Origin of the sequence: Janthinobacterium sp. CG_23.4 (assembly GCF_029892305.1) — a bacterium.
In the GTDB taxonomy this organism is placed as follows: Bacteria; Pseudomonadota; Gammaproteobacteria; order Burkholderiales; family Burkholderiaceae_D; genus Janthinobacterium; species Janthinobacterium lividum_D.
In genome coordinates, this window is record NZ_JARXUX010000001.1 from 4,500,639 (window position 1) to 4,526,778 (window position 26,140).

The 26,140-nt window shown below is 59.9% G+C and carries 22 protein-coding genes and 1 pseudogene; 4 read left to right on the top strand and 19 right to left on the bottom strand.

Annotated features, from left to right (window positions below):
* Positions 1–6: 6 nt before the first annotated feature.
* The 3 genes from yajC to queA form a co-directional block, all read right to left on the bottom strand.
* On the bottom strand, positions 7–339 hold the full coding sequence (gene yajC, locus H4V96_RS20225; RefSeq protein ID WP_010401895.1) for a preprotein translocase subunit YajC: 333 nt from the start codon (positions 337–339) through the stop codon (positions 7–9).
* Positions 340–535: 196 nt separating this feature from the next.
* On the bottom strand, positions 536–1,675 hold the full coding sequence (gene tgt, locus H4V96_RS20230; protein WP_010401896.1) for a tRNA guanosine(34) transglycosylase Tgt: 1,140 nt from the start codon (positions 1,673–1,675) through the stop codon (positions 536–538).
* A gap of 2 nt (positions 1,676–1,677) precedes the next feature.
* Positions 1,678–2,739: a tRNA preQ1(34) S-adenosylmethionine ribosyltransferase-isomerase QueA gene (gene queA, locus H4V96_RS20235; protein WP_196855685.1), complete on the bottom strand. Its 1,062-nt coding sequence runs from the start codon at positions 2,737–2,739 to the stop codon at positions 1,678–1,680.
* Between the two features lie 198 nt (positions 2,740–2,937).
* Between queA and recG the strand changes: the two genes are divergently transcribed.
* Complete coding sequence (gene recG / locus H4V96_RS20240) at positions 2,938–5,040, top strand: ATP-dependent DNA helicase RecG (protein WP_196855686.1); 2,103 nt, start codon at positions 2,938–2,940, stop codon at positions 5,038–5,040.
* Between the two features lie 98 nt (positions 5,041–5,138).
* Here recG and H4V96_RS20245 read toward each other — a convergent pair.
* The 12 genes and pseudogenes from H4V96_RS20245 to H4V96_RS20300 form a co-directional block, all read right to left on the bottom strand.
* Positions 5,139–6,508 (bottom strand): annotated as a pseudogene (locus H4V96_RS20245) (IS3 family transposase).
* 122 nt (positions 6,509–6,630) lie between these two features.
* Positions 6,631–7,122 carry a transposase gene (locus H4V96_RS20250; protein ID WP_196855687.1) on the bottom strand — a complete coding sequence of 164 codons (492 nt, stop codon included), beginning with the start codon at positions 7,120–7,122 and terminating at the stop codon, positions 6,631–6,633.
* A 187-nt stretch (positions 7,123–7,309) separates the two neighbouring features.
* Positions 7,310–7,435: a hypothetical protein gene (locus H4V96_RS20255; protein WP_261980839.1), complete on the bottom strand. Its 126-nt coding sequence runs from the start codon at positions 7,433–7,435 to the stop codon at positions 7,310–7,312.
* Positions 7,435–8,649, bottom strand: a complete 1,215-nt coding sequence (locus H4V96_RS20260) for an MFS transporter (RefSeq protein ID WP_196855688.1) — start codon at positions 8,647–8,649, stop codon at positions 7,435–7,437. The genes H4V96_RS20255 and H4V96_RS20260 overlap by 1 nt, the downstream gene beginning before the upstream one ends.
* Before the next feature lie 8 nt (positions 8,650–8,657).
* On the bottom strand, positions 8,658–9,647 hold the full coding sequence (locus tag H4V96_RS20265) for a Gfo/Idh/MocA family oxidoreductase (protein ID WP_196855689.1): 990 nt from the start codon (positions 9,645–9,647) through the stop codon (positions 8,658–8,660).
* Position 9,648: 1 nt separating this feature from the next.
* Positions 9,649–10,467 (bottom strand): DUF3025 domain-containing protein, encoded by an 819-nt coding sequence (locus H4V96_RS20270; protein ID WP_196855690.1) that lies wholly within the window; start codon positions 10,465–10,467, stop codon positions 9,649–9,651.
* 6 nt (positions 10,468–10,473) lie between these two features.
* Positions 10,474–11,526 carry a dihydroorotase gene (gene pyrC / locus H4V96_RS20275; RefSeq protein ID WP_010401919.1) on the bottom strand — a complete coding sequence of 351 codons (1,053 nt, stop codon included), beginning with the start codon at positions 11,524–11,526 and terminating at the stop codon, positions 10,474–10,476.
* Positions 11,527–11,724: 198 nt separating this feature from the next.
* A complete protein-coding gene (locus tag H4V96_RS20280; protein ID WP_010401921.1) occupies positions 11,725–12,450 on the bottom strand; it encodes an amino acid ABC transporter ATP-binding protein in 726 nt (241 codons plus the stop codon).
* 19 nt (positions 12,451–12,469) lie between these two features.
* A complete protein-coding gene (locus H4V96_RS20285) occupies positions 12,470–13,162 on the bottom strand; it encodes an ABC transporter permease subunit (protein ID WP_070346077.1) in 693 nt (230 codons plus the stop codon).
* Between the two features lies 1 nt (position 13,163).
* Positions 13,164–13,913, bottom strand: a complete 750-nt coding sequence (locus H4V96_RS20290; protein WP_010401924.1) for an amino acid ABC transporter permease — start codon at positions 13,911–13,913, stop codon at positions 13,164–13,166.
* Between the two features lie 100 nt (positions 13,914–14,013).
* Entirely contained in the window at positions 14,014–14,970 is a 957-nt protein-coding gene (locus tag H4V96_RS20295) for an amino acid ABC transporter substrate-binding protein (protein WP_010401926.1), read from the bottom strand.
* Between the two features lie 196 nt (positions 14,971–15,166).
* Entirely contained in the window at positions 15,167–17,020 is a 1,854-nt protein-coding gene (locus H4V96_RS20300) for an ABC transporter ATP-binding protein/permease (protein ID WP_043463006.1), read from the bottom strand.
* A gap of 61 nt (positions 17,021–17,081) precedes the next feature.
* Here H4V96_RS20300 and H4V96_RS20305 point away from each other — a divergent pair, with 61 nt between their 5' ends.
* Complete coding sequence (locus H4V96_RS20305) at positions 17,082–17,522, top strand: acyl-CoA thioesterase (protein WP_050855976.1); 441 nt, start codon at positions 17,082–17,084, stop codon at positions 17,520–17,522.
* Positions 17,523–17,606: 84 nt separating this feature from the next.
* A complete protein-coding gene (locus H4V96_RS20310; RefSeq protein WP_196855691.1) occupies positions 17,607–19,199 on the top strand; it encodes an alkaline phosphatase D family protein in 1,593 nt (530 codons plus the stop codon).
* Here H4V96_RS20310 and H4V96_RS20315 read toward each other — a convergent pair.
* The gene (locus H4V96_RS20315; protein WP_010401934.1) at positions 19,196–20,062 is read right to left on the bottom strand and encodes a LytTR family DNA-binding domain-containing protein; all 867 of its coding nucleotides are present in this window, start codon (positions 20,060–20,062) and stop codon (positions 19,196–19,198) included. The genes H4V96_RS20310 and H4V96_RS20315 overlap by 4 nt on opposite strands.
* A 156-nt stretch (positions 20,063–20,218) precedes the next feature.
* On the opposite strand from H4V96_RS20315, the gene H4V96_RS20320 reads away from it, so the two are divergent.
* A complete protein-coding gene (locus tag H4V96_RS20320; RefSeq protein WP_196855692.1) occupies positions 20,219–21,391 on the top strand; it encodes an acyltransferase family protein in 1,173 nt (390 codons plus the stop codon).
* Here H4V96_RS20320 and H4V96_RS20325 read toward each other — a convergent pair.
* The 3 genes from H4V96_RS20325 to H4V96_RS20335 form a co-directional block, all read right to left on the bottom strand.
* On the bottom strand, positions 21,388–23,070 hold the full coding sequence (locus tag H4V96_RS20325) for a long-chain-fatty-acid--CoA ligase (RefSeq protein ID WP_196855693.1): 1,683 nt from the start codon (positions 23,068–23,070) through the stop codon (positions 21,388–21,390). The two genes, H4V96_RS20320 and H4V96_RS20325, sit on opposite strands and share 4 nt — an antisense overlap.
* 55 nt (positions 23,071–23,125) lie before the next feature.
* Positions 23,126–24,808 carry a long-chain fatty acid--CoA ligase gene (locus tag H4V96_RS20330; RefSeq protein ID WP_196855694.1) on the bottom strand — a complete coding sequence of 561 codons (1,683 nt, stop codon included), beginning with the start codon at positions 24,806–24,808 and terminating at the stop codon, positions 23,126–23,128.
* Positions 24,809–25,084: 276 nt separating this feature from the next.
* Positions 25,085–26,140 (bottom strand): aminopeptidase, encoded by a 1,056-nt coding sequence (locus H4V96_RS20335; RefSeq protein WP_196855695.1) that lies wholly within the window; start codon positions 26,138–26,140, stop codon positions 25,085–25,087.

Below are 26,140 nucleotides of genomic sequence, written 5' to 3' on the forward strand. Positions count from 1 at the left end.
GAGCAATTACAGCGCCTTCAGGGTGCCTTTAGGCAACAGGGTGGTGATAGAGCTCTTTTGCACCGTGATTTCGGTGCTGGTCGCCACTTCGATGGTGACGTAGGCGTCCACTACCTTGACAACACGGCCCAGCATGCCGCCAGCGGTGACGACTTCGTCACCCTTGGCCAGCGCGTCCATCATCGCCCGTTGTTCTTTGGCACGCTTTTGCTGTGGACGTATCATCAGGAAATACATCACCACGAACATCAGTACCAGCGGCAGGAAGCTGGTCAGGTTGCCGCCGAAACCGAGAGCGTCGGCAGGGGCTTGCGCATAAGCGTTGGAAATGAAAAACACGTTGACTCCAGTTCTAATCAGTTTGAAAAAACAGCGCTGTATTCTAGCATTGACAAAAGACCATCCCGCGAATTGCAGGCATGGCAACTTCAAATGGGGCTAAAAAAGCATTATGCAATGCTTTATCGCCCCAGTCCAAGCACCAATCTCGAAAACATCAGCTCAGGGCCTCGCGGCTCTTGAACCTAAGCATTTCTTAAGTTCCGCGTGCGCGCTCGGCATGGAATTGCAGCGTGAACGCGTGGAAACGGTCTTCGTCGAGCGCCTCGCGCATCTGGCGCATCAAGTCCAGGTAGTAATGCAGGTTGTGGATGGTATTCAAACGCGCGCCGAGAATTTCCTTGGAGCGGTGCAAATGGTGCAGGTAGGCGCGCGAAAAGTTGCGGCAGGCGTAGCAGCTGCAGGTGTCGTCGAGCGGCGCCTGGTCTTCCTTATACTTGGCATTCTTGATCTTGATGTCGCCGAAACGGGTAAACAGCCAGCCGTTGCGAGCGTTACGCGTCGGCATGACGCAATCGAACATATCGATGCCGTTCGACACGCCGGCCACCAGATCTTCGGGCGTGCCCACGCCCATCAGATAATGCGGCTTGTTGGCAGGCAGGCGCGGGCCCACGTGGGCCAGCATGCGCATCATGTCTTCCTTCGGCTCGCCGACGGACAGGCCACCGATGGCGATGCCGGGGAAATCGATCTCTTCGAGCTTGGCCAGCGACTCGTCGCGCAGCATTTCGAACATGCCGCCCTGCACGATGCCGAACAGCGCGTTCGGGTTTTCACCACGGTGGAACTCGTCCTTCGAGCGCTGCGCCCAGCGCAAAGACATGCGCATGGACTTGGCCGCTTCCTCGATGGTGGCCGGGCGGCCGGCGATTTCGTATGGCGTGCACTCGTCGAACTGCATGACGATATCGGAATTCAAGACGCGCTGCACTTGCATCGACACTTCCGGCGAGAGGAACAATTTATCGCCATTGATGGGCGAATTGAAATGCACTCCCTCTTCCGTGATCTTGCGCATGGCGCCCAGCGAAAACACTTGGAAGCCGCCCGAATCGGTCAAAATCGGCTTGTTCCAGCCCATGAAACCGTGCAAGCCGCCGAATTTCTCCATGACGGTGTTACCCGGACGCAACCACAAATGGAAAGTGTTACCCAAGATGATTTGCGCATCGATCTCATTGAGTTCCAGCGGCGACATGGCTTTTACGGTGCCGTAAGTACCCACTGGCATGAAGATTGGCGTCTGCACGACGCCATGGTTGAGTTTCAAGGTGCCGCGGCGTGCCTTGGTCAGGCCGCTCGTGTCGGTCTTGAGTAGTGTAAATTCCAGCATGGTCAGTCTTTCACGGGAGTGTCAAGGTTCAGCGCAAGCGGAGCACGCGACTGCGTAGTGAGCAGCATCGCATCGCCATAGCTGAAGAATCGGTAGTTCTGCGCGATCGCATGCGCGTAAGCACTGCGGATCGGCGCATAGCCGGCAAAGGCCGACACCAGCATCAGCAGGGTCGACTTGGGCAAATGGAAATTGGTAATCAAACGCGTCACCGTCTTGAAGGCATAGCCGGGCGTGATGAACAGGGCCGTATCGGCACTGCCCGCCACCAGCTGGCCGCTTTGCGAAGCCGATTCCAGCGCCCGCAGGCTGGTCGTGCCGACGGCCACCACGTCGCGCCCGGCCCGTTGCGCGGCGCGCACGGCATCGACGGTGTCCTGCGACAGGGTGTACCACTCGGTATGCATCTTGTGTTCGGCCAGTACTTCGGTGCGCACGGGCTGGAAGGTGCCGGCGCCCACGTGCAGGGTCACATAGGCAAAGTTGACGCCCTTGGCCTTCAATTGATCGAGCAGGGCCTGATCGAAATGCAGGCCGGCCGTCGGCGCGGCGACAGCGCCGGGCACCTTGTTGAAGACAGTCTGGTAGCGCGTTTCGTCAAATTCATCCGCATCGTGCTCGATGTAGGGTGGCAGCGGCAAGCGGCCATGCGCCTCGATCAGCTCGAACACGTCGGCCTCGAAATGCAGCGTGAAGAATTCACCGGTGCGCTGGCCAACCGTCACGTCGAAGGCGTCGGCCAGGCGGATGCGGCAACCGGGCGGCGGCGACTTCGACGCGCGCACCTGGGCCAGCACGGTGCGCTCATCGAGTACGCGCTCGACCAGCGCCTCGATCTTGCCGCCGCTTTCCTTGACGCCAAAGAAGCGCGCCTTGAGTACGCGCGTATCGTTCATCACCAGCAGGTCGCCCGCGGCTAGCTGTCCGACGATGTCGGCGAACTGGCGGTCGATCAGGGCGTCGCCATCCAGATGCAACAGGCGCGAGGCGCTGCGCTCGGCCAAGGGAGTTTGCGCAATGTTTTCTTGCGGCAAATTAAAATCGAAATCGGATAGCGAATACATGCGTTTTGCTTCAAAAGTACGTCAAAAATGATTAGGAGTGCGCAATGGAACATCTGGCACTATACTGTGCGCCTATACAGGCATTACAATAATCCGCCGCAACAACGACGACTGCGGTACGCACAGGGTGTGCCGGACAACCCTCTATTTTACGCTAGCGGCATAAAAACCTGCGCTATTGGCACCAAAACCTTGCATATGCCCGATCCAAAGCCCGCTCCTCCTCCCACGGCCAAGCCCGCCGCGAAGCCGAAAGCTGCCAAAAAAGCGGTCAGCACGGAAAGCCGGCTGGCCAAACTGGGCTTGCGCACGGACATGGACCTGGTGCTGCACTTGCCGATGCGCTACGAGGACGAGACCAAGATCTACACCATCCGCGATGCCTGCCTGCGCGGCGGCGAGTCGTGGCAAGTGGAAGGTGTCGTCACCAAGTGCGAAGTCAATTTCAAGCCGCGCAAGCAGTTGCTGGTGACGATCGCCGACGAAACGGGCAACCTGCTGCTGCGCTTCATGAATTTCTACGGCAGCCAGGTCAAGCAACTGGCCGAAGGCACGCGGGTGCGCGCGCGCGCCGAACTCAAACACGGTTTTTTCGGCGCCGAGATGGTGCACCCGAACTACAAGGTGGTCAACCAGGGCGCGCCGCTGCCCACGGCGCTGACCCCCGTCTACCCGTCCGGCGAAGGCCTGTCGCAGAACGTCCTGCGGCGCGAGATCGCCGCCGCCATGCACCGCATCGACTGGCACGATACCCTGCCTGACGACTTGTTGCGCCAGATGCAGCTGTCGCCTTTCCAGGCTGCCGTGCGCCTGCTGCACTACCCGCCGCAGAACATCGATGAAAGCGCGCTGATGGACCGCTCGCACCCGGCCTGGGTGCGCATGAAATTCGATGAACTGCTGGCGCAGCAGCTGTCGCTGAAACGCGCCCAGCGCACGCGCCGCTCGAAAGGCGCCGCACAGCTACCCATCGTCGGCACCCTGTCGCATGCCTTTGGCGCAGCCCTGCCGTTCAAGCTGACGGGCGCGCAGGCCCGCGTGCTGGAAGAAATCCGCGCCGACTTGCACCAGCCGTATCCGATGCAGCGGCTGCTGCAAGGCGATGTCGGCAGCGGCAAGACGGTGGTGGCGGCGTTGTCCGCCACGCAGGCTATCGACAGCGGCTACCAGGCCGCGCTGATGGCGCCCACAGAGATTCTGGCAGAGCAGCACTTCCGCAAGATCGCCGCCTGGATGGAGCCGCTGGGCGTGAAGGTCGCCTGGCTGACGGGTAGTCTGAAGAAAAAGGAAAAGACGGCGGCGCTGGCCTTGATCGAATCGGGCGAAGCGCAACTGGTGATCGGCACGCATGCGCTGATCCAGGACAATGTGCTGTTTGCCAAACTGGGCCTGGTGATCGTCGACGAGCAGCACCGCTTCGGCGTGGGCCAGCGCCTGACCCTGCGCAACAAGGGCGACAGCGCGGCCGTGCCGCACCAGTTGATGATGTCGGCCACGCCGATCCCGCGCACCCTGGCCATGACCTACTACGCCGACCTGGAAGTGTCGGTGATCGACGAACTGCCGCCCGGACGCAGCCCCATCGTCACGCGCTCCATCGACCAGAACCGGCGCGACGAGGTCATCGCCCGCGTGTATGCGGCCGCGCTGGAAGGCCGGCAGGTGTACTGGGTCTGCCCGCTGATCGAGGAATCGGAAGCGCTGCAGCTGCAAACGGCCACCGATACCTACATGATGCTGGCCGAAGCCTTGCCCGAGCTGCAGGTAGGCCTCGTGCATGGCCGCTTGAAAGCGGCGGAAAAGCAGGAAGTGATGGATGCCTTCATCGCCGGCCATATCCATGTGCTGGTGGCCACTACCGTCATTGAGGTGGGCGTCGATGTGCCGAACGCTTCGCTGATGGTGATCGAACACGCCGAGCGTTTCGGCCTGTCGCAGCTGCACCAGCTACGCGGCCGCGTGGGGCGCGGCACGGCGGCCAGCGTGTGCCTGCTGCTGTACCAGGGCCCCTTGGGCGGCGTGGCGCGCCAGCGTTTGATGACCATGCGCGAGACGACCGATGGCTTCGAGATCGCGCGGCGCGACCTGGAAATACGCGGCCCCGGCGAATTCCTCGGTGCGCGCCAGTCCGGTCAGGCCATGCTGCGCTTTGCCGACCTGGAAACGGATCAATGGCTGGTAGATCAGGCGCGCGACGTGGCGCACGATTTGCTGCACGCCACCACGGCCGCCGCCGCGACTACCGTCGAGGCACACTTGGCACGCTGGCTGGGTGGGAAAGAAGAGTTTTTGAAAGTGTAAATCTGGTATTGCATGCTTCAGGGTGTTGTCGGATTACGCGCTGTGCGCTAATCCGACTTACCCTGAACTGACCCCGTAAAGTTGGACGGTTAAGTTTGTTAGGCGGCCAAGGGCTGGGTTCTGTATTGCACGGGACTCAGCCCTTTTAGTTTCATCTTAATACGGTCGTGATTATAGTAGTGAATGTATTTCTTGATGCCGGTTTGTAGCTCTTCGACGCTGCTGAATTTGTTCAGGTAAAAGAACTCCGATTTCAGCACTGCGAAGAAGCTCTCCATTGCCGCGTTATCGAGGCAGTTGCCCTTACGCGACATGCTTTGCACAACGTGCTTGTTCCGCAACGCCCGCTGATACGCAGGCATTCGGTATTGCCATCCCTGGTCCGAATGAAGAATGGGGTTCTCGCCCGCTTTAAGCTTCGCCAGCGCCTTCTTGAGCATGACACCCACCAGTTCGAACGCTGGCCGCCTGGCGGTCTCAAATGCAACGATTTCGCCGTTGTACAAGTCCATCACCGGAGATAGATACAGCTTCTCGCCAGAGACATTGAATTCCGTCACGTCGGTGACCCATTTCTGATTGGCGCATGGTGCATCAAATTGCCGCTTCAGAACGTTAGGGGCAGCGTGGCCTACTTCGCCTTTGTACGAACGGTATTTCTTTGGCCGCACCAGTGACTTGAGACCGAGCTTGCCCATCATGCTTTGAACGGTCTTGTGGTTGACCTTTTCGCCCAGCTGCCGAATCGCCGCTGTGACCCTCCGATAGCCGTAGCGCCCCTTATGGAAGGCAAAGATGATGCCAATCTGCTTTTTCAGTTCCTGATGCTTGTCGCAGACCTGCGCCGCCTTCTGTTGATAGTAAAAAGTGCTGCGCGCCAAGCCGGCCAGCTTGAGCAGGCCAGCCAGGGGAAAGTGCTGCCTTAGTTCAATAATTACTTGCGCTTTTTGCGTGCTGTCGCCTGCGGTAGCTGCTGTGATTGAACTAAGGCCCGCAACTTTTTTAGGTAGGCCACCTCCATGCGCAACTGATTCACCTCTGCGACCAACTCCTCGTGGGTACGCTCTGAATCATTAACGGGCAAAGATGGCTTTGTGTCTGGAGGGCTGGGCATTTTCGTGGGTCTGCCACGGCGACGTGGCATGAGGGCGTCTATACCGCCCGTATGATAGCAGCGCTCCCATACGCCCACGGCGGCATGATGCCGAATATTGAAAACTGCAGCAGTCTTGCCATAAGACAAGTCATTGGCCCACATATGTTGCAATACCGAAAGCTTGAAGTCTGCATCATAGTGGCTGAACTTCTTTCGCAAGCCGTCCTCACCATGCTGGCGAAATAGTCCCACCCACTTGCGAACCATGGAGTAAGGAACACCATGCTGGTTCGCCAAGAATTGGAAACCACTCGCGCCGGCAAGGTATTGCTTGACCACTGCCAGCTTGAACTGTTCTGCGTACTTCGACATGAAAAACCCCAATAGGTTGGTGTCCAACTTATTGGGGTCAGTTCAACCCGACTTGGCGTTTTCGTCGTCGCATAGGTCGGATTAGGCTGCAGGCCGTAATCCGACAACATTGTTAGCACTCCTCACTCCCGCCCAACACACTCAATCGCCACAGCGTCCCCGCCCCAATCCTCTGCATACAAGCCGTGCTTTACATACCGGTGAAAACTGGAACACGGCCAATCGATAACTTTGCCCACTAAACCATGTTTGACAGGGTTGTAATGGATGTAATCGACATGGTTGGCGAAGTCGCGCTCGTCGCGCAAGACATGCTCCCAATACCGTTGCTGCCAGATATTTTCAAGATCGCTATGCTTGCTGAACCACGTCTTGATCAAGCGCCAGCGCAACATGAAATCGGCATCGCCTTCAGGCAAGGTCCAGATGCAGTGCAGATGGTCAGGCAGGATGACGATAGCGTCGATAGCGAATGGCCTTTTATGGCGCACGGCGCTGAACGAGCCACGCAGCAAGTCCACGGCTGTTGCCGACGAAAAAATGGGTCGGCGATGAGCCGTCACCACCGTGAAGAAAAAGCTTCCACCTGGCTGGAATGCGCGTCGGTATCGCATGGTTTCAGGGTGATGTCGGATTACGGCCTGCGGCCTAGACGCTATCGGTATTGTTTGTTTTCGGGTGATGTCGGATTACGGCCTGCGGCCTAATCCGACCTACGCAAATACGCTGACGGCAGGTCAGGTAGGTCGGATTAGCGTAGCGTAATCCGACTTTTCGCAAACTACCTTGCGCCCGCGCAGTCTACATGCACATCCAGAAGCGGTTCGCCAGGTCGAGCATGAAGTCGGGGCGCAAATACGCCATGAAGACGATGGCCAGCAGCGCGGCGCCAGCCAGGCGCCACAGCCAGTTGCGCCAGCTGCCCATTACGCCGCCACCGCCACACGCTTGACGGCGCGCTCGTCGATAGGCAGGTTGATCAGCGCGGCCAGCAAGCCAAGGCCGATGGTAATCATCCACACGACGTGGTAACTGCCCTGGTGCTCGTACAGATAGCCGCCCAGCCACGCACCGAGAAAGCTGCCGACCTGGTGCGAGAAGAACACCATCCCGGCCAGCATCGACAGGTGCTTGACGCCGAAGATGCCGGCGATGATGCCATTCGTCAGCGGCACGGTCGACAGCCACAGCACGCCCATGCCGACGGCAAACAGGTACACCGACCACGCCGACAAGGGCGCCAGCAGGAACAGCGTGATGACCACGGCGCGCGTCACGTAGATGGCCGACAGCAGATAGCGCTTGGCGATTTTTCCACCGAGTTTGCCCGCGTAGTAAGAGCCGACGATGTTGAACAGGCCGATCAGCGCCAGCGCCGTGACGGCGATGTTCGGATTCATCAAGCCCTGATCCTTCAGGTAGGCCGGCAGGTGCACGCCGATGAAGACCAGCTGGAAGCCACAGACAAAATAACCCGCCAACAGTAGCCAGAACGAGCGGCTGGCGATGGCTTCATGGAAGGCTGCACCGATGCTTTGCTGCGCACCACTGGCGTGCGAGACGGGGGGCTCGCGCAAATAGAAGGCCATCGGAATCATCGCCAGCAGCACCAGCGCGGCCAGCACATAAAAGGCGTTTTGCCAGCCCACGGCAGAAATCAGTTGCTGCTCCACCGGCATCATCAGGAACTGGCCGAAGGAACCTGCTGCCGACGAGATGCCGAAGGCCCACGAGCGCTGCTCGGGCGGCGCGCTGCGCCCGATGATGCCGCTGATGGCACCAAAGGCCGTGCAGGCCAGCGCCAGACCGATGAAGACGCCGGAACCGGCGATAAACAGGATGGGTTGCGTCATCAGGGCCATCCACACTAGGCCCAGCATATAGCTGATGGCACCGACGATGACAACGCGCATGGTGCCGAAGCGGTCGGCCGCCATGCCGGCGAACGGACCGAAGACGCCCCACATCAGGTTTTGCATGGCCAGCGCCAGCGAATACGTTTCACGCGTCCAGCCATTGGCTTGCGAGATCGGCTGCATCCAGAAGCCCAGGCCGTGGCGCACGCCCATCGCCAGGGTCAGGACGACGCCGCTGGCGATCAGGACAGTTTTCAGGCTGGGACGCGATGAGTGCAGTGTCATACTACTCCTTAGGCCTTATCGGCGCTGTATATCAGCCCAATCTGGCCGCGTATGGTGTCAAGGTTGCGCATCAGCGCCACGCTGTCCGCGTGCGGCATGACGGGGCTCTCCAGCAAGCCGGCGCGGATGCAGCGCATCGCTTCGATCGCCTCATGCGTGTAGCCATTGCCAAGATAAGGCGCGGCGACGACGCGGTACCCGCCATCCATCGCTTCAACGATCAGATGATCTGGTTTGTAAAAACGGTTAGGCAGGCGGATGCGTCCCAGGCTGCCGGAAATGCGCATTTCTGTCGGCGTTTGCGCGCGCAGGCTGCAGGCGCAGGATGAAGTGCCGCCGTCCGCGTGACGCAATGAAAACACGACCTGCTCATCGACGCCAGTGGAGCCCATTTCAGCGAGTGCCTGAACCTGCGATACCGGGCCGAGGAAAAACGCCGCCATCGACAGCGGATAAATGCCCACGTCGAGCAGCGCACCGCCTCCCAGTTCAGGATTGAATATACGGTGCTCGGGCGGGAAGTTGGCGACAAAACCGATATCGGCCTGCACCTGCTGCAGGGCGCCGATTTCGCCACTGGCAATGATGCGCTGCGCTTCCTGCACGGCAGGCAGGAAACGGCTCCACATGGCTTCCATCAAAAACAATTTCTTGTCGCGTGCCAGGTCAACCACGGCCTGCGCTTGGCGCGCGTTCATGGTGAACGGTTTCTCGCACACGACATGCTTGCCGGCAGCCAGGCACATTAAGGCATTTTCCGCATGCAAGGTGTGCGGCGTGGCGATGTAGATCACGCCCACGTCGGGATCATCGGCCAGTGCCTGGTAAGACCCGTGGCAACGCTCGATGCCGAATTGCGCGCCGAAGGCCTGCGCCCCGGCAGCGCTGCGCGAAGCGGCTGCCAGCAGCTGCGCGCCGGGCGCATCGCGCAAGCCATGCGCCATCGCATGGGCGATCTTGCCGGTGCCGAGGATGCCCCAGCGGACGGTGTTTTCCATGCTATCGATCTCTTTCTGGGTCAGCTGCCTTGCGCTTCGGGCGGAACACCGCCGCGTCATTGTAAAAATCGTCGTCCTGGCCCTCGCACCAGCCGGGCAAGCCAAGCACGGGCAGCGGCGTGAAGTCGGCTGTCGTCAAGCCATCACTGGCCAGGTCTTGCGCCACGCGTTCGTCAAGCCAGGCGCGCCGTGCCGCGGCATCAAGCGCAAAGTAAGCGTCGCCGGCAAAAATCACGCGCGTGTGCGCCGTGATGGCCTTGCGCGGCACCACCAGTTTTTCCATCAGCGCGTGGCCGAACAGCCATACTTCGGCGTCGCCGCCGGCGCCAAACTTGTCGCGCTGCATAATGAAAGCGCTGCGCCAGTCGTGGCCGCGCAAGGCCGCTTCCAGCGCGCGTCCGGCATCGCTGTCGCGCAGTACCAGCAAGGCGCAATTTTCATCAAAGATGGTGGCGCCGTCGCGTGCCGGCCCGCGCGATTTGCCGACGCCGGACAGGGCGATCTGCGCCGCCTGCAGCGCATTCAACTGTCGCTTGATGCGCGGGAAGGTCAGCCACACGAGCGCATTGAAAAAATCGTGCAGATTATCGCGCGTGGGCACGCCGCCCGTCGCGCCGATGAACTCCTCGTAAGCCATGCCTTCGGGCAGGTCGGCTTGCGGCACGAAGCACAGCGGCAGGCCGGAGGGATTGCGCAAGTCCAGCACCCGCGCCTGCCCGTTCAGCGCGGCAATTACCGTGTCGCGTTGCAGGTCCAGCTGCCGCCGCGCCGGCAGCACCGTGGCAAACCAGGGGCGGCTCCAGTCTATCGATGGCAACATGAACGCTTAGACCATTTTCCAATTGATCTGCTCGCCCGCGTTGAGCGGAATGACGTGGCTGTCACCGAGCGGCAGCGAGTCTGGCAAAGTCCAACTTTCGCGCTTCAAGGTGATGCTGTCCGTGTTGCGCGGCACGCCGTAGAAGGCAGGGCCGTGGAAGCTGGCGAACGCTTCCAGTTTATCCAGTGCGCCGGCCCGTTCGAACGCCTCGGCATACATTTCCATCGCATGCAGGGCTGTATAGCAGCCGGCGCAGCCGCAGGCCATTTCCTTGGCGCCTTGCGCGTGCGGCGCCGAGTCGGTGCCGAGAAAGAAGCGCTCGTCGCCGCTGGCGGCGGCCGTCATCAGCGCCAAGCGATGCTCTTCGCGCTTGAGGATGGGCAAGCAGTAGTAATGCGGACGGATGCCGCCCTTGAAAATCTCGTTGCGGTTGTACAGCAAATGATGCGCCGTAATGGTGGCGGCGATCGGACCTTCCGCTTCGGCCACATACTGCGCCGCATCCTTGGTAGTGATGTGTTCGAACACCACGGACAGGGCCGGGAAGGCGCTGCGCAGCGGGCGCATTACGCGCTCGATAAAGACGGCTTCGCGGTCAAAAATGTCGATCTCCGGGTCCGTCACTTCGCCGTGTACGAGGAAGGGCATGCCCACTTCCTGCATCACTTCAAGCACCTTGTAGCAATTCTTTAAATCCGTCACGCCCAGGTCGGAATTGGTGGTGGCGCCGGCCGGATACAACTTGACGGCTTGCACGATGCCGCTATCTTGCGCGCGACGGATTTCGTCGGGCGAAGTGTTGTTCGTCAGGTACAGCACCATCAGCGGATCGAAGTTCACGCCTTCAGGCACGGCGGCCAGGATGCGCTCGCGGTAGGCGCTAGCGTCCGCCGTGGTAGTGACGGGCGGTTTCAAGTTCGGCATGACGATGGCGCGGCCAAACTGGCGCGCGCTGTGTGGCAGCACGCTGGCCATGACGGCGCCGTCGCGCAGGTGCAAATGCCAGTCGTCAGGACGGGTGATGGTGATGGAAGTCGGGGTGTGATCGAGTGTGGACATGGCGGCAGCTCTCAGGCGGTCGTTGCGGATGACACCATTTTACCAGCCGCACGAGCGTCGCGCCGGTCGTGCGGGTGCGTGCACGCTTGCGGCCGGACGACAAAACGGCCAGTGTGCACTGGCCGTTTTCACTATCAGGAGTACGCGCGAATCAGGATGCAGCCAGTTGGCCGTCAGCTTCTGCTCGCGCGCCACTAGTTAATGAATGATCTTGGCAAGGAAATCGCGCGCGCGATCCGAACGTGTGGTGTTGAAGAAGTCATCCTTGCTGCAATCCTCGATGATCTTGCCCTGGTCCATGAACACGATGCGGTTGGCGACACGCTTGGCAAAGCCCATTTCATGCGTGACGACCATCATCGTCATGCCTTCCTGCGCCAGGCCCACCATCACGTCGAGCACCTCGTTGATCATTTCAGGATCGAGCGCCGAAGTGGGCTCGTCGAACAGCATGGCGATCGGGTCCATCGACAGCGCGCGGGCGATGGCCACGCGCTGCTGCTGGCCGCCCGACAGCTGGCCCGGGAATTTATCCTGCTGCGACAGCAGGCCTACGCGGTCCAGGTATTTCAAGCCCTTGGCATTGGCTTCATCGGCGCTGCGGCCGAGCACCTTGATCTGGCCGATGGTCAGGTTTTCGCGGATCGACAAGTGCGGAAACAGCTCGAAGTTCTGGAACACCATGCCGATGCGCGCGCGCAGTTTCGACAAGTTCGTCTTCGGGTCGTTGACGGTGATGCCGTCGACGATGATCTGTCCCTGCTGTATCGGTTCAAGGCCGTTAACGGTCTTGATCAGGGTCGACTTGCCGGAGCCGGACGGACCACAAATGACCATCACGTCACCCTTGGCGACCTTGGTGCTGCAGTCGGTCAGTACCTGGAACTGGCCATACCATTTGCTGACGTTATTGAGTTCAATCATCTTGTTCTTTCTTTTTCGGTTAGCGAATGATGGCGACGCGTTTCTGCAGGCGTTTTACCAGGAACGACAAGGCATAGCACAGCACGAAATACACGACGGCGACAAACACATACATTTCCACCAGGCGGCCGTCGCGCTGCGCGATTTTCGAGGCGGCGCCGACAAAATCGGGGATCGACAACACGTACACGAGCGACACGTCCTGGAACAGCACGATGGTCTGCGTCAGCAGCACGGGGATCATGTTGCGGAAGGCTTGCGGCAGCACGATGCTGGCCATGGTCTGCCCGTAATTCATGCCCAGCGCCTGGCCGGCCCATACCTGGCCGCGGGGAATCGACTGTATGCCACTGCGCATGATCTCGCAATAGTAGGCCGCCTCGAACAGGATGAAGGTGATCAGCGCGGAAGAAAATGCGCCCACTTTCACGGGTTCGTTGGCGCCGATGACCCAGGCGGCAATGTACGGCACCAGGAAATAGAACCAGAAGATCACCAGCACCAACGGGATCGAGCGTATCAGATTGACGTAGCTCGACGCCACGCCCGAGATGAGGCGGTTGCTGGACAGGCGCATCAGCGCCAGCATTGTGCCCAGCACGATGCCGCCGACCATGGCCAGCGCCGTCAGTTTCAAGGTGAAGACCATGCCGGTCTGGAACAGGTAAACCCACGAGCGGGAGATGACATCGAAGTCGAAATTACCGAACATATCAGTGTCCTCCTGTCTTGGCGCCAGCGACGATGAAGCCGGGAATCGCGATTTTTTTCTCGATCAAGTGCATCAGCACCACCACCAGCAGATTGACGACGACGTAAATGATGGTGGCGGCCGAAAACGCCTCGAACACCTGGAAGGAAAACTCCTGGATGGCGCGCGCGCTGGCCGTCAGTTCGATCAGGCCGATGGTCAATGCCACGGAGCTGTTCTTGATGATGTTCAAAAATTCGCTGGTCAGCGGCGGCATGATGACGCGCGCGGCCATCGGCAGCAAGATGAAACGGTAGGTTTGCGGCAGGGTCAGGCCGAGCGCGGTGCCAGCCAGTTTCTGCCCGCGCGGCAGCGCTTCGATGCCGGTCGTCACCTGCACCGCTACGCGCGATGAGGTAAAGAAGCCCAGGCACACAACGGCCGTAACGAATGGCGCGTTCGGCAGCGACTTGACCCAGGCGCCCAGGTCCGGCGGCAGCAATTCCGGCATCACGAAATACCAGAGGAACATCTGCACCAGCAATGGCACATTGCGGAATAATTCAACGTAGGCATTGGCCACGCCCACCAGCCATTTGTTCGGCAAAGTGCGCACGGTGCCGATCACCAGGCCCAGGATCAAGGCCATGATCCAGGCCACGCCAGCCGTGGCCAAGGTCCATACCAGGCCGGACCACAAAGTGTCCATATACGTGCCCACGCCATCGGGGGAGATCTCCCAGAAGATGCGCCAATTCCAGTTGTAATTCATGTTCACCCTTCCCATGCAGCTAAAGCAAAGCGGCCAACCAGCCGCCGTCCCGCAAATAAAACCGGGAGGCTCGCGCCCCCCGGTTTGTTACGCACTCTTGTTACTTTTTCCGTTTGTCCGATGTCTTTTGCGCTTCGGGTACAGCCGCATACGCAGCCGGGTCGCCCGAGTCGGTCGGATTCGTGAACACGGCCTTCAATTGCGGCGGCATGGGGAAATTGAGGTTGATGTTTTTCGGTGGGATCGGCGAGGTGAACCATTTCGCATAAATGCGATTGATGTCGTCGCTCTTGTACAAGCGGGTCAGGGCATCGTCGACCACTTTCTTGAAGGCCGGGTCACCCTTGCGCAGCATGATGCCGTACGGCTCGACCGACAGCGCTTCTTTGGTGATTTCGTAGTCATTCGGGTTCTTCGAATTGGCCACTTGCGACGCCAGCAGGATGTCGTCGTTGGCTTCAGCCACCGCGCGCCCCGTTTCCAGCATCAGGAACGACTCAGGATGATCCTTGCCGACGGCGATGGTCATGCCCAGGTTCTTTTCCTTGTTCAAAATCGTCATCTGCTTGATGGTCGAGGTGCCGGCCGTGGCGACCAGGGTCTTGCCGCGCAAGTCATCCAGGGTCTTGATGTTCGAGGTTTTCTTCGACAGGATGCGGTTGCCGATGACGAACATGGTCGGCGCGAACGCCACCTGCTGCTGGCGCTCCAGGTTGTTCGTGGTCGAGCCGCATTCGAGGTCGATGGTGCCGTTGGCCATCAGCGGAATGCGGTTGGCCGACGTGACGGGGCTCATCACCACTTTCAGTTCGCTCATGCCCAACTGCTTTTGCAGGGCCGTCACGACTTTCATGCACAGGTCGATCGAATAGCCTTGGTATTGCTGCTTGTCATCGAGGTAGGAGAAGGGAACGGAGCCGTCGCGCACACCGAGGGTGACGGAACCGGACTTCTTGATCTTGGCCAAGGTACCGGTCAATTCCTGAGCCTGGACTGGCGACATGCTGCTGATGACACCGACGCTGAGCAGCGTGGCGAAGAGGTTGGTCAATTTCATAAATTCTCCTGGACGGACAAACCGGACGAAAAGCCGGACGAAACAACTGTGGTGCTAACGCCACCAAGGGGACCAATTTTATTTCATTTTCAGCACTGGACCAGCCGTTTTCTGCGATTGTCCGCAAATAGGGGCTGCGCGCGCGCCTGAATCAGCGCGCCTGTAGCATTTTTCCTACTGATTTCTTCCCTCCGATTTATTTTTCCGGCACCAAGCCCGCCAGCGCGTCATCCACTTGCGCCTCATCGTCCGTATTCGCCTGCTGGCGTTGCCACATCTGCGCGTACAAGCCCTGCAATGCCAGCAATTGCGGATGCGTGCCTCGCTCGACGATGCGACCATGGTCGAGCACCAGGATTTGCTGGGCGTCGGCCACCGTTGACAGCCGATGCGCGATCACCAGCGTAGTGCGGTTTTTCGCAATATCCTTCAATTGCGCCTGGATCGCCTGTTCGGCCTTGGAGTCGAGCGCCGACGTCGCTTCGTCGAAGATCAGAATGGCCGGGTCTTTCAACAAGGTGCGGGCAATGGCCACGCGCTGCTTTTCGCCGCCCGACAGCTTCAAGCCCCGCTCGCCCACCATGGAGTTGTAACCATCTGGCAAGCTTTCAATAAAATCATGGATAGCCGCCGCTTTTGCCGCCGCCACGATGGCGTCCTTGCTGGCGCCCGGCTTGCCGTAGGCGATGTTGTATTCGATGGTGTCGTTGAACAGCACCGTATCCTGCGGCACGATGCCGATGGCGGTGCGCAAGCTATCCTGCCTGATGCTGCGCAAATCCTGGCCATCGATGGTGATGCTGCCGCCATCGACTTCATAGAAACGGAACAGCAAGCGCGACAGGGTCGACTTGCCCGAGCCGCTATGCCCGACCACCGCCGTGGTGGTGCCGGCCGGGATCTGGAAATCCACGTCGAACAAGATTTGCCGCTTGGCTTCATAGCTGAAGTCCACATGCGCGAAGCACACGGCCGCGCCCCGCGTAACGAGCGCTTTGGCATCCAGCGTATCGGCGATTTCGCGGTTTTCGTTCAACAGGGAAAACAGCCGCTCCATGTCAGCCAGGCTTTGCTTGATTTCGCGGTAAATGACGCCCAGGAAATTGAGGGGGATGTACAGCTGGATCATGAAGGCGTTCACCAGCACCAGGTCGCCCAGGGTCATGCTGCCGTTGATCACGCCCACCGTGGCGCGCCACAGTATCAAGGTGACGGCCGTGGCAATGATCAGCGACTGGCCCGTATTGAGCAGCGACAGGGATGTTTGCGATTTCACGGCGGCCGATTCATAGCGCTGCAAGCCTTCATCGTAGCGCTTCGCCTCGTAATCTTCGTTGCCAAAATATTTTACGGTTTCATAGTTGATCAGCGAATCGATGGCCTTGGTATTGGCCTTCGAGTCCAGCTCATTCATGGTGCGGCGGAAATGCGTGCGCCAGTTCGTCACCAGCACGGTAAACGTGATGTACGACACCAGGGCCACTGTCGTGATCACGGTGAACCAGATGTCGTAATGCAAGACCAGATAGCCGAGCACCAGGGTAATTTCTACCAGCGTCGGCAAGATGTTGAACAAGGTATAGGAAATGAGCGAGCCGACACTGCGCGTGCCGCGTTCGATATCGCGCGTCATGCCGCCCGTCTGCCGGTTCAGGTGAAAGCGCAACGACAAGGCATGCAGGTGGCGGAACACTTGCAGGGCGATGGTACGCACGGCCCGCTGCGTGACCCGGGCGAACAGGAATTCGCGCAACTCCGTAAACAAGGTCGTCGACAGGCGCAGCAAGCCATACGCTACCAGCAAGCCGACGGGCAACACCAGCAGTGCTTGCGGATGCGCCGCCGTAATCGTCATGGCGTCGACGAGTTTTTTCAGGATCAGGGGCACGCCGACGTTGGCCAGCTTGGCGCCCACCAGGCATAGCAGCGCCAGCAGGACCCGCCATTTGTAGACCCATAAATACGGCAGCAAGGTCTTGATGGTGGCGAAATCGCTGTGGCTGGCGGAGGCTGGCGAGCGGGGCGGAGGGGAAGTCTGGGAGGGGCGCATGGCGAAGGTCGGCTTTTTATGGTTCAATCAGGGCAATTGTAGCCTTTCATGAGAATAAAAGATGAGTACTTCCCCCGAGCGTCCCGACAACTGCCTCGCTTCCGGCCTGCCGGCCGGAAAAATGCCAGAACTGCGCATGATGCCCGCGCCCTCCGATGCCAATGTGTATGGCGACGTGTTCGGCGGCTGGATCATGGCGCAGGTCGATATCGCCGGCTCGCTGCCGGCCACGCGGCGCGCCAACGGTCGCGTCGCGACCATCGCCGTCAATTCCTTCGTCTTCAAAAACCCCGTTTTCGTCGGCGATCTGCTGTCCTTCTACGCTGAAATCGTCAAGGTCGGCAATACCTCGATCACCGTCAATGTCGAGGTGTATGCCGAGCGCAACCGCCTGCAGGCGTGCATCGTGAAAGTCACGGAAGCCACCCTGATCTATGTGGCGACCGATTCCGACCGCAAGCCGCGCAAGGTGCCGCCGATCGAGACCTTATTGTCGTCTTGATTGTCGCCTTGCTTGTCACATTAGTTGCCGCCTTAGTTGCCACCTTAGTTGCCACCTTACTCCGACGTTTCATTTTCAGACGATATGGATAGCCAGCGCCGCATCTTCCTGCAGAGGGCTGCGCGCATCGGCGCAGTCGCTGCCGCCGGCGGCGTGCTGTCCGGCTCCAGCGCGCGTGCCGCCACGCGCCTCAACAGCACGGGCTACCCGTTTGCGCTCGGCGTCGCTTCCGGCTCTCCCCTGCCGCACGCCATCGTGCTGTGGACGCGCATTTGCTACGATCCGCTGCTAGCAGCCGCCACGCCCGCCATCGCCCTGAACGTGCGCTGGGAAGTGGCCGACGATGAAGGTTTCAGACGCGTCGCCGCCAAGGGGCAAGCCACGGCTACGCCCGCCCTCGCGCATAGCGTGCACGTGGACGTGGATGGCCTGGCGCCCGGCCGCTGGTACTGGTACCGCTTTATGTTTGGCGACGCAGTCAGTCCCGTGGGCCGCACGCGCACGGCACCCGCCGCAGATGCCCTGCCCGCATCGCTGAAACTGGCCGTGGCCTCGTGCCAGCATTGGGAATTCGGCGCCTACGCGGCGCACCGGCACATCGCCGCAGCTGCGCCCGACCTGGTGGCCTTCCTCGGTGACTACATCTATGAATGGGGACCGTACCAGCTGCAGCACCCGAGCCGTGCCATGCGCACGCACGAAAGTTTCACTCTGGACGACTACCGCGCCCGCTACGCGCAATACAAGAGCGACCCGGATTTGCAGGGCGCGCATCTGGCCGCGCCATGGATCGTCACCTGGGATGATCATGAAGTGGCCAACGATTATGGCAATGACCGCGACGAATTACTCACGCCCACCTTTTTACAGCGCCGCGCGGCCGCCTACCAGGCATTTTATGAACACATGCCGCTGCGCCTGCTGCCGCTGGGGCGACGCGGCTTTGTCGACATGCGCATCTACCAGCGCTATGACTGGGGCCGCCTGGCGCGCTTCCACGTGCTCGACGACCGCCAATACCGCGCTCATCACGCGTGCGCCAGGCCGGGCCGCGGCGGTTCCAATTCCGTCATCACGCGCAACTGTCACGACTTGCTGAAACCACAGCGCAGCATGCTGGGCGAAGAGCAGCAGCGCTGGCTGCAGGACGGTCTGGCTACCTCTCCGGCGCGCTGGAACATACTGGTCCAGCAAACGCTGATGGCGCAAGCGAGCCAGGTGCCCATCGCGCGCCCCGGCGACGAGCGCATCTGGACCGATGGCTGGGACGGTTACCCGCTGGCGCGCCAGCACCTGCTCGACGCCCTGCGCAGCAGCAAGGCCAGCAACCCACTGGTACTGTCGGGCGACGTGCACACCTTTTATGCGACCGAACTGAGGCGCAACGTCATGCGCCCCGCGAGCAACGATAATCGCGTGCTGGCCACCGAGTTTTGCGGCACGTCCATCACCTCGAGTTCCCGCCCCCAGGCGCGCACCGAGCAGTACGTGGCGATGAACCCACACATCCGCTACGGCCGCAGCGACAAGCGCGGCTACATGCTGCTGGAAATCACGCCTGAGAAAACCACGACCCTGTTCCAGGGTTTGGACAATGTGCGCGACAGCACATCGGGCATCGCCACATTGGCCAGTTTCACCGTGCAGGATGGCAAAGCGGGCCTGCAGCCGACTTAGCAGGTACTTTTCAAGGCATCGCGATAGCGCCGGCTGACGGGCACCTCGCCACCTGTGCTCAAACTGGCGCGGGCATCGCCCGATTCCAGCGGCACGATGCTCTGTACAAAATCGAGGTTGACGATGTAGCTGCGGTGCACGCGCACAAAGCGCTTGCCGTCCAGGCGGTGCTCGATGGCGGCCATGGTCGAGCGCAGCGGATAATCGTGCCCGCGCACATGCAGGTTCACGTAGTTGCCCCAGGCCTGTATCCATTCGATCTCCAGCGCGGGCAGCAAAAAATCCTTGCCCAGCTTGCGCACCAGGAAGCGCTCCGGCTGCTGCACCGGTTCCACGGGTGGCCCTTCATCGGGTTCGCCCAGCAGGGTCGCCTCGCCCTGCCAGCGCATCAGCAGCAAGCGATAGAACCCCACCGCCAGCAAGACCAGGAAGTAAGCACGTACATCTTTCATGTATTCATATGGCAGCTCGCGCCACCATACGCCGAAATCGTAGTCGCTGTCCTGGCTCCAATAAGCAATTTTGCGCAAGGCGACCATGGCCGCCACATGCACCAGGCTGTAGACGACCGACGCGGCCAGGTGCCAGCGCAAGTTTTGGCGCTGGAACACCAGGTGTAGCGGCCGGTACCGCTCCGCCAGGACAAGCACCGGCACCAGCGCCAGCAACACCAGATTGCTGCTCCATTCCCACACGGCCACTTCCCAGAAGGCCGTATCAATCCCGGCGCGCTGCAAGTCGAGCCAAGCCAGCGAGCTGTTCACGCTAGCCTGCATCAGGGTCAGCGCGATCCAAAATCCGGGCTCAGCCACGCGGCGCCAGCGTTGATAACGTTGCAACAGGTCGGTGGAAGAGACGCGCATGGCTTCGACAGGTAAATTAGTTGCACGATTGTAACGTCCTACCCCCGTCCCTGGCGATCCATTCGTCCCAGCGAGCTGTCCGCTGGTCCCATTTTGCTCGCTGGCGGTCTCGCCGATGCCTATGCTGGGACTTCCTTCACCACTCGCCCTCCGATCATGCACCACGACTCCCGCCGTCACGATATCGACGCCTTGCGCTGCCTCGTCTTCAGCCTGCTGATTCTCTATCACACTGCCCTGATGTACCTGGAAGGGTCGAGCTTTCATCTGCGCAGCAGCTATGCCACCGATGCCCTGAACATGCCGCTAGTGTTCATCAACCGCTGGCGCATGGAAATCGTCTTCCTCATTTCCGGCGTTTCCTGCGCCATGATGACGCCCACCTCGCGCGGCGCCTTCCTGGGGCGCAGGATCAAGCGCCTGCTGCTGCCGCTGCTGTTTGGCATGGCCATCATCATTCCCATTCAGCCCTATTGCGAAGGCGTCAGCCATGGTCTGGTGGAGCCCGGCTTTGGCCGCTTCCTGCTGCATTACTTTGGCGGCCACGCCTGGCCCGCCGGCGCATTCGCCGGCTGGCAATATGGTTTTACGTGGAATCATCTGTGGTACCTGGTGTACCTGCTGCTGTATATCATCGTGCTGGTGACGCTGCAGCCGCTGCTGCAGCGGATCACGCCATACTTCCGGCGCCTGCGCGGCTGGCGCCTGCTGGTCTTGCCGGCGCTACCGACGCTGGCGGCCATGGCGCTGCTGAAGATGCGCTACCCGGAAAACCACGCGCTGGTGGGCGACTGGTATGCGCACGCCATCTATTTCACGCTGTTCATGTATGGCTGGTGGCTAGGCAATGACAAGGGCTTGTGGCAGGAACTGGCGCGCTTGCGCTGGCATTCGCTGTGGCTGGCCTTGTCCGCGTTTTTTCTATATCAATATTTTGACAAGATTCACTCGGAAAATTTACTGACCTGGGCCTCGTTCGGCTCCTGGCCCATGCGTAATATGTACATGTGGCTGGCCATCTGCGCCATCCTGGGCTGGTCGCACACCCTGCTGAACCGCCCCTTCGCCTGGCTGTCATGGGCGCGCCAGGCGGTCTTTCCCTGGTACATACTGCACCAGAGTGCCATCGTGCTGCTGGCCTACTGGCTGGTGCCCTTGCAGCTTGGACCGGTGCTGGAACCGCTGCTGGTCCTGACCGGCACGGTGGCGATCTGCTGGCTGGGGACTTCGCTGCTGATCAGCAAGGTCAACTGGCTGCGGCCCTGCTTCGGCCTGCCCGCCCGACCACGGCAAGCCGTGGCGGCGGACACAAGCCTGGCGGCGAACTAAGCGGACTTTTTTTCGTCGCGCAATTGACGGCGCAAGATCTTGCCGACATTGGTCTTCGGCAATTCATCGCGGAACTCGATGTATTTTGGTTTCTTGTAGGCGGTCAATTCATGCTTGCAATGCTCGCGGATCTGTTCCACCGTCAGGTTCGGATCCTTGCGTACCACAAACACTTTCACGGCTTCGCCCGCGTTGGCGTCCGGCACGCCGATGCATGCGCATTCGAGCACGCCCGGGCACGACGAAACAACGTCTTCCACTTCATTCGGATACACGTTGAAGCCGGACACGATGATCATGTCTTTCTTGCGATCCACGATCTTCACATAACCGCGCTCGTCCATGACACCCACGTCGCCCGTCTTGAAGTAGCCGTCCGCCGTCATCGACTTGGCCGTCTCTTCCGGACGCTGCCAGTAGCCGGCCATCACTTGCGGGCCGCGTACGGCAATCTCGCCCGGCTCGCCCAGCGGCACTTGCACGCCATCGTCGTTCAAAATGGCCACTTCCGTCGACGGGAAAGGCAAGCCGATCGTGCCCGTAAATTCCGTGATATCGACACGATTGCCCGTCACCACGGGTGACGTTTCCGACATGCCATAACCTTCGATCAGTGGACAGCCCGTCAGTTTCAGCCAGCGTTCTGCCACATTGCGCTGCAAGGCCATGCCGCCGCCATTGCACACCTTGTAGCTAGAGAAGTCGAGCTTGGCAAACTCAGCATTGTTCAGCAGCGCGTTATACAAGGTATTGACGGCCGGGAAGACGACGATCTTGTGCTTGGCCAATTCCTTGACGAAGCCGGGGATGTCGCGCGGATTCGGGATCAGTACATTCAAGCCGCCCAAGCGCATGCCCATCAGGGCGCTGACCGTCAGCGAATAGATGTGATACAGGGGCAAGGCACACATGAAACCCATCGAGGTGGCGCGCATTTCAGCCGTCATCACGGGCGACATCCACGCTTCGTTTTGCAACACGTTGGCGATCACGTTACGGTGCAACAACATCGCGCCTTTCGATACGCCCGTCGTGCCACCCGTGTATTGCAGGAAGACGATATCGTCATGCCCCTGCTGCACCGGCTTCAAAGTCAGGCGCGCGCCTTCGGCCAGCATCTTGTTGAAACTGATGGCGCCTGGCAAGGAAAACGCAGGCACCATTTTCTTGATCTTGCGCACGACGAAATTGACGATGGTGCCCTTCAAGCCCCCCAGCAAATCGCCCATGCTGGCCACGATCACATGCTTGACCTCGGTGTGCGGCAGCACCTGTTCCACCGTGGTGGCGAAGTTTTCCAGCACGATGATCGCTGTGCTACCCGAATCGATCAACTGGTGCTGCAATTCACGCGGCGTGTACAGCGGGTTGACGTTCACCACCGTATAACCGGCGCGCAAAATCGCCGCCATGGCCACCGGATATTGGAGCACGTTCGGCAACATGATCGCCACGCGCGCACCGGCTTGCAAGCCTTTGCTTTGCAGCCAGGCGGCCATGTGCTGCGACATTTGATCGAGTTCGCGGTAGGTAATAAATTTATCCATGCACACGAAGGCATTGCGGTCCGCATATTTCTGGAACGACTCCTCCAGCAAATGGGTTACGGAACGGTATTGCGTGCAATCAATCTCTGCGGGAACGCTGTCCGGGTACGACTTCAACCAAATCTTGTCCATCTCGCCTCATCTTTATCTGTAAAAGAGATGCGCCTCTTGGCGCATCTCACACTGTTTATGCTGCTATCTTCGTTTCGTCACGCAGGGCGCGACGCAAAATCTTGCCGACATTGGTCTTCGGCAGTTCATCGCGGAACTCGATGTATTTCGGCCGCTTGTAGCCCGTGAATTGTTCCTTGCAATATGCGGACAGCGCTGCCTGGGTCAGGTTCGGGTCCTTGCGCACCACAAACACTTTCACGGCCTCGCCCGAATGCTCATCGGGCACGCCCACGCAAGCGCACTCAAGCACGCCCGGATGCGCCGCAATAACGGCCTCGACTTCGTTCGGATACACATTGAAGCCGGAGACGAGTATCATATCTTTCTTGCGGTCCACAATCTTCACGTAGCCACGCTCGTCCATGATGCCCACGTCGCCCGACTTGAAGTAGCCGTCAGGCGTCATGACCTTCGCCGTTTCATCGGGACGGTTCCAGTAGCCGCTCATCACTTGCGGACCACGGATGGCGATCTCGCCCGTCTGCCCCAGCGGTACTTGCTTGCCGTCATCGTCGAGAATCGCGATCTCGGTTGACGGAATCGGCAAGCCGATAGTGCCGGAAAACGCCGTACTATCGGCGCGGTTGCAGGTCGCAACGGGCGACGTTTCCGACAGGCCATAGCCTTCGATGATGGACACGCCCGTCGCTTTGAGCCACTTGTCATTCACCGCTTGCTGCACTGCCATGCCGCCGCCATTGGCGATCTTCAAGCCCGAGAAATCGAGCTTGGCAAAATCGGCGTGGTTGACCAGCGCGTTATACAGCGTATTGACCGCTGGCAACATGTTGAACTTGTACTTGCCCAGTTCCTTGATCAAGCCCGGGATATCGCGCGGATTCGGGATCAGGATATTCAGGGCGCCCACGCGCGTGCCCCACATCGCGCATGCCGTCAGCGCAAAGATATGGTACAGCGGCAAGGCACAGACAATGATCAGTGGCTCCTGGCTATTTTGATCAAGCGCCGCACCCGACCACGCTTCGCTTTGCAGCACGTTGGCGATCACATTGCGATGGCTCAAGGTAGCGCCTTTCGACACGCCCGTGGTGCCGCCCGTATATTGCAAGAAGGCGGCATCGTTGATACTGAGCTCGACCGGCGTAAGTTTCATGCGGCTGCCCAGCACCAGCGCCTGCTTGAAACGCATGGCGTTCGGCAAGGAATACGCGGGCACCATCTTCTTGACGTTGCGCACGACAAAATTGACGAGCATGCCTTTCAAGCCGCCCAGCATTTCGCCCATGCTGGCGACGATGATGTGCTTGACGGCCGTCTTGCTCAGCACTTGTTCGAGTGTGTGGGCAAAGTTTTCCAGCACGATGATGGCTTCGCTGCCCGAGTCGTTGAGCTGGTGTTCCAGTTCGCGTGGCGTGTATAGCGGATTGACGTTGACCACCGTGTAGCCAGCGCGCAGCACGGCGGCGATCGCCACCGGATACTGCAGCACGTTCGGCATCATCAGGGCGACTCTGGCGCCTTTTTTCAAGCCACGGCTTTGCAGCCAGGCACCCAGCTGGCGCGAATAGGTATCGAGTTCGGCATAGGTGAGAAATTTGTCCATGCAGACATAGGCATTGCGGTCTGCATATTTTTGAAACGCTTCTTCCAGCAAGTGCACCAGCGAACGATATTGATCTGGATCGATGTCGGCAGGGACGCCGGGAGGGTACGACTTCAGCCAAATTTTTTCCATCTTGTGCCTCTTGTCTCGAATCATCGTGGGGGAGCCGGCCCAGCTTGCCGACGCGGATCATTGCTGCGGATTCTATCGTCCTGCAGTCTATTTGAGCATTCTGACGAGCAGATGCTCTATGCTACTACTGCGATGCTATCGGGCGCAGCGCTTCCATGCAAGCGCTTTCAACAGTATTCGAGCGGCAACTTTAGGAGCTTTTTGTGCTGCATTGCAGCATAACAAATACACCATTGCAAGATCGTTCGTCCTGATGAACGAGACAATCTTTACGGGTCAGGGGCTGGACAATTGTTCTAGCGCATGCCTGCGCTCAGGCTTCTTGAATTGGGCTATTGTGTGCACTGCAGCATAAAAAGCACGAAAGTTCTTTTTTTCTTCCAGCAATTTTTTGAAGGCAGGCAAGAATTCATTGTAGGTCGACACGGAAGCCAGGTGTGCATTGCTCAATGGCTGCTCGAACCAGCGGTCGTAAGCGGCAAAACCACCCCAACGTTGCTTGAGTAATGGATACGCCTCTTGCAGCGCAGCAAACACCTGCGCCTTGTGCATGCGCTTGTCTGCATCGCTGGCGTTACTCGCATACACGGCCTCCAATTTCCTCCGGTATGTCAGTAGCAAGGTCAGGAAATCCTGGCGCCGCGCCGCGTACTGGACGTATGACGCGCGCATGGCGTCATTGCCCTCGCGTGCCAGCCAGCGCTGGACGCCCGCCTCTTCCACGGCGCTGGCAAACGACTCATTAAAGGCCGAATCGCCTGGTACGTACACCACTTGGTGCGCCAGTTCATGGAAAATCAGGCGCGCCAGTTCCGCATCGTTGTAATTAATAAAAGTCGACAGCAATGGGTCATCGAACCAGCCCAAGGTGGAATAGGCGGGCACGCCGCCCACCTGCACGTCGTAACGCTGGGCGCGCAACTCGTCGGCATACGCAAGCGCCTCTTCCTGGCTGTAATAGCCGCGATAATTCACGCAGCCGGCGATGGGAAAACACCATTGCAGCGGCTGCAGCGACAGTTCCGGCGCGGCCACCACGTTCCACAGGACAAACGGGCGCGGCAGGGCGGCGTAGTTCTTGTAACTGCCATTGTCGGGCAAGTCCAGCTCGCTGACGGCAAAGCGGCGGATCTGCTGCGCCCTGGCCAAGCGCGCTTTCAGCTTCGGCTCGGCGGCCGGATCGGCTAGCCAATCACCGATGGGGCGCGCGCCGGACCACACGGCATATTGCCCTTGCGCCGCCTGCGTGTAGTAGCGCAACTGCGTGCAGCCACCCAGCAGCAGGCATAAGGTAGCGACTAGCAAGCGGGCCGGCCAGCGCGCCAGGGCCAT

Bases quoted from the DNA above. Each gene is read 5' to 3' on its own strand.
- H4V96_RS20295 (WP_010401926.1), bottom strand. From the start codon at position 14,970: ATGAAATTGACCAACCTCTTCGCCACGCTGCTCAGCGTCGGTGTCATC.
- H4V96_RS20300 (WP_043463006.1), bottom strand. From the start codon at position 17,020: ATGCGCCCCTCCCAGACTTCCCCTCCGCCCCGCTCGCCAGCCTCCGCC.
- H4V96_RS20310 (WP_196855691.1), top strand. From the start codon at position 17,607: ATGGATAGCCAGCGCCGCATCTTCCTGCAGAGGGCTGCGCGCATCGGC.
- H4V96_RS20290 (WP_010401924.1), bottom strand. From the start codon at position 13,913: ATGAATTACAACTGGAATTGGCGCATCTTCTGGGAGATCTCCCCCGAT.
- recG (WP_196855686.1), top strand. From the start codon at position 2,938: ATGCCCGATCCAAAGCCCGCTCCTCCTCCCACGGCCAAGCCCGCCGCG.
- queA (WP_196855685.1), bottom strand. From the start codon at position 2,739: ATGTATTCGCTATCCGATTTCGATTTTAATTTGCCGCAAGAAAACATT.
- H4V96_RS20255 (WP_261980839.1), bottom strand. From the start codon at position 7,435: ATGGGCAGCTGGCGCAACTGGCTGTGGCGCCTGGCTGGCGCCGCGCTG.
- H4V96_RS20285 (WP_070346077.1), bottom strand. From the start codon at position 13,162: ATGTTCGGTAATTTCGACTTCGATGTCATCTCCCGCTCGTGGGTTTAC.
- H4V96_RS20260 (WP_196855688.1), bottom strand. From the start codon at position 8,649: ATGACACTGCACTCATCGCGTCCCAGCCTGAAAACTGTCCTGATCGCC.
- H4V96_RS20320 (WP_196855692.1), top strand. From the start codon at position 20,219: ATGCACCACGACTCCCGCCGTCACGATATCGACGCCTTGCGCTGCCTC.
- tgt (WP_010401896.1), bottom strand. From the start codon at position 1,675: ATGCTGGAATTTACACTACTCAAGACCGACACGAGCGGCCTGACCAAG.
- H4V96_RS20325 (WP_196855693.1), bottom strand. From the start codon at position 23,070: ATGGACAAGATTTGGTTGAAGTCGTACCCGGACAGCGTTCCCGCAGAG.
- H4V96_RS20280 (WP_010401921.1), bottom strand. From the start codon at position 12,450: ATGATTGAACTCAATAACGTCAGCAAATGGTATGGCCAGTTCCAGGTA.
- pyrC (WP_010401919.1), bottom strand. From the start codon at position 11,526: ATGTCCACACTCGATCACACCCCGACTTCCATCACCATCACCCGTCCT.
- H4V96_RS20270 (WP_196855690.1), bottom strand. From the start codon at position 10,467: ATGTTGCCATCGATAGACTGGAGCCGCCCCTGGTTTGCCACGGTGCTG.
- H4V96_RS20265 (WP_196855689.1), bottom strand. From the start codon at position 9,647: ATGGAAAACACCGTCCGCTGGGGCATCCTCGGCACCGGCAAGATCGCC.
- H4V96_RS20305 (WP_050855976.1), top strand. From the start codon at position 17,082: ATGAGTACTTCCCCCGAGCGTCCCGACAACTGCCTCGCTTCCGGCCTG.
- H4V96_RS20330 (WP_196855694.1), bottom strand. From the start codon at position 24,808: ATGGAAAAAATTTGGCTGAAGTCGTACCCTCCCGGCGTCCCTGCCGAC.
- H4V96_RS20335 (WP_196855695.1), bottom strand. From the start codon at position 26,140: ATGGCCCTGGCGCGCTGGCCGGCCCGCTTGCTAGTCGCTACCTTATGC.
- H4V96_RS20250 (WP_196855687.1), bottom strand. From the start codon at position 7,122: ATGCGATACCGACGCGCATTCCAGCCAGGTGGAAGCTTTTTCTTCACG.
- H4V96_RS20315 (WP_010401934.1), bottom strand. From the start codon at position 20,062: ATGCGCGTCTCTTCCACCGACCTGTTGCAACGTTATCAACGCTGGCGC.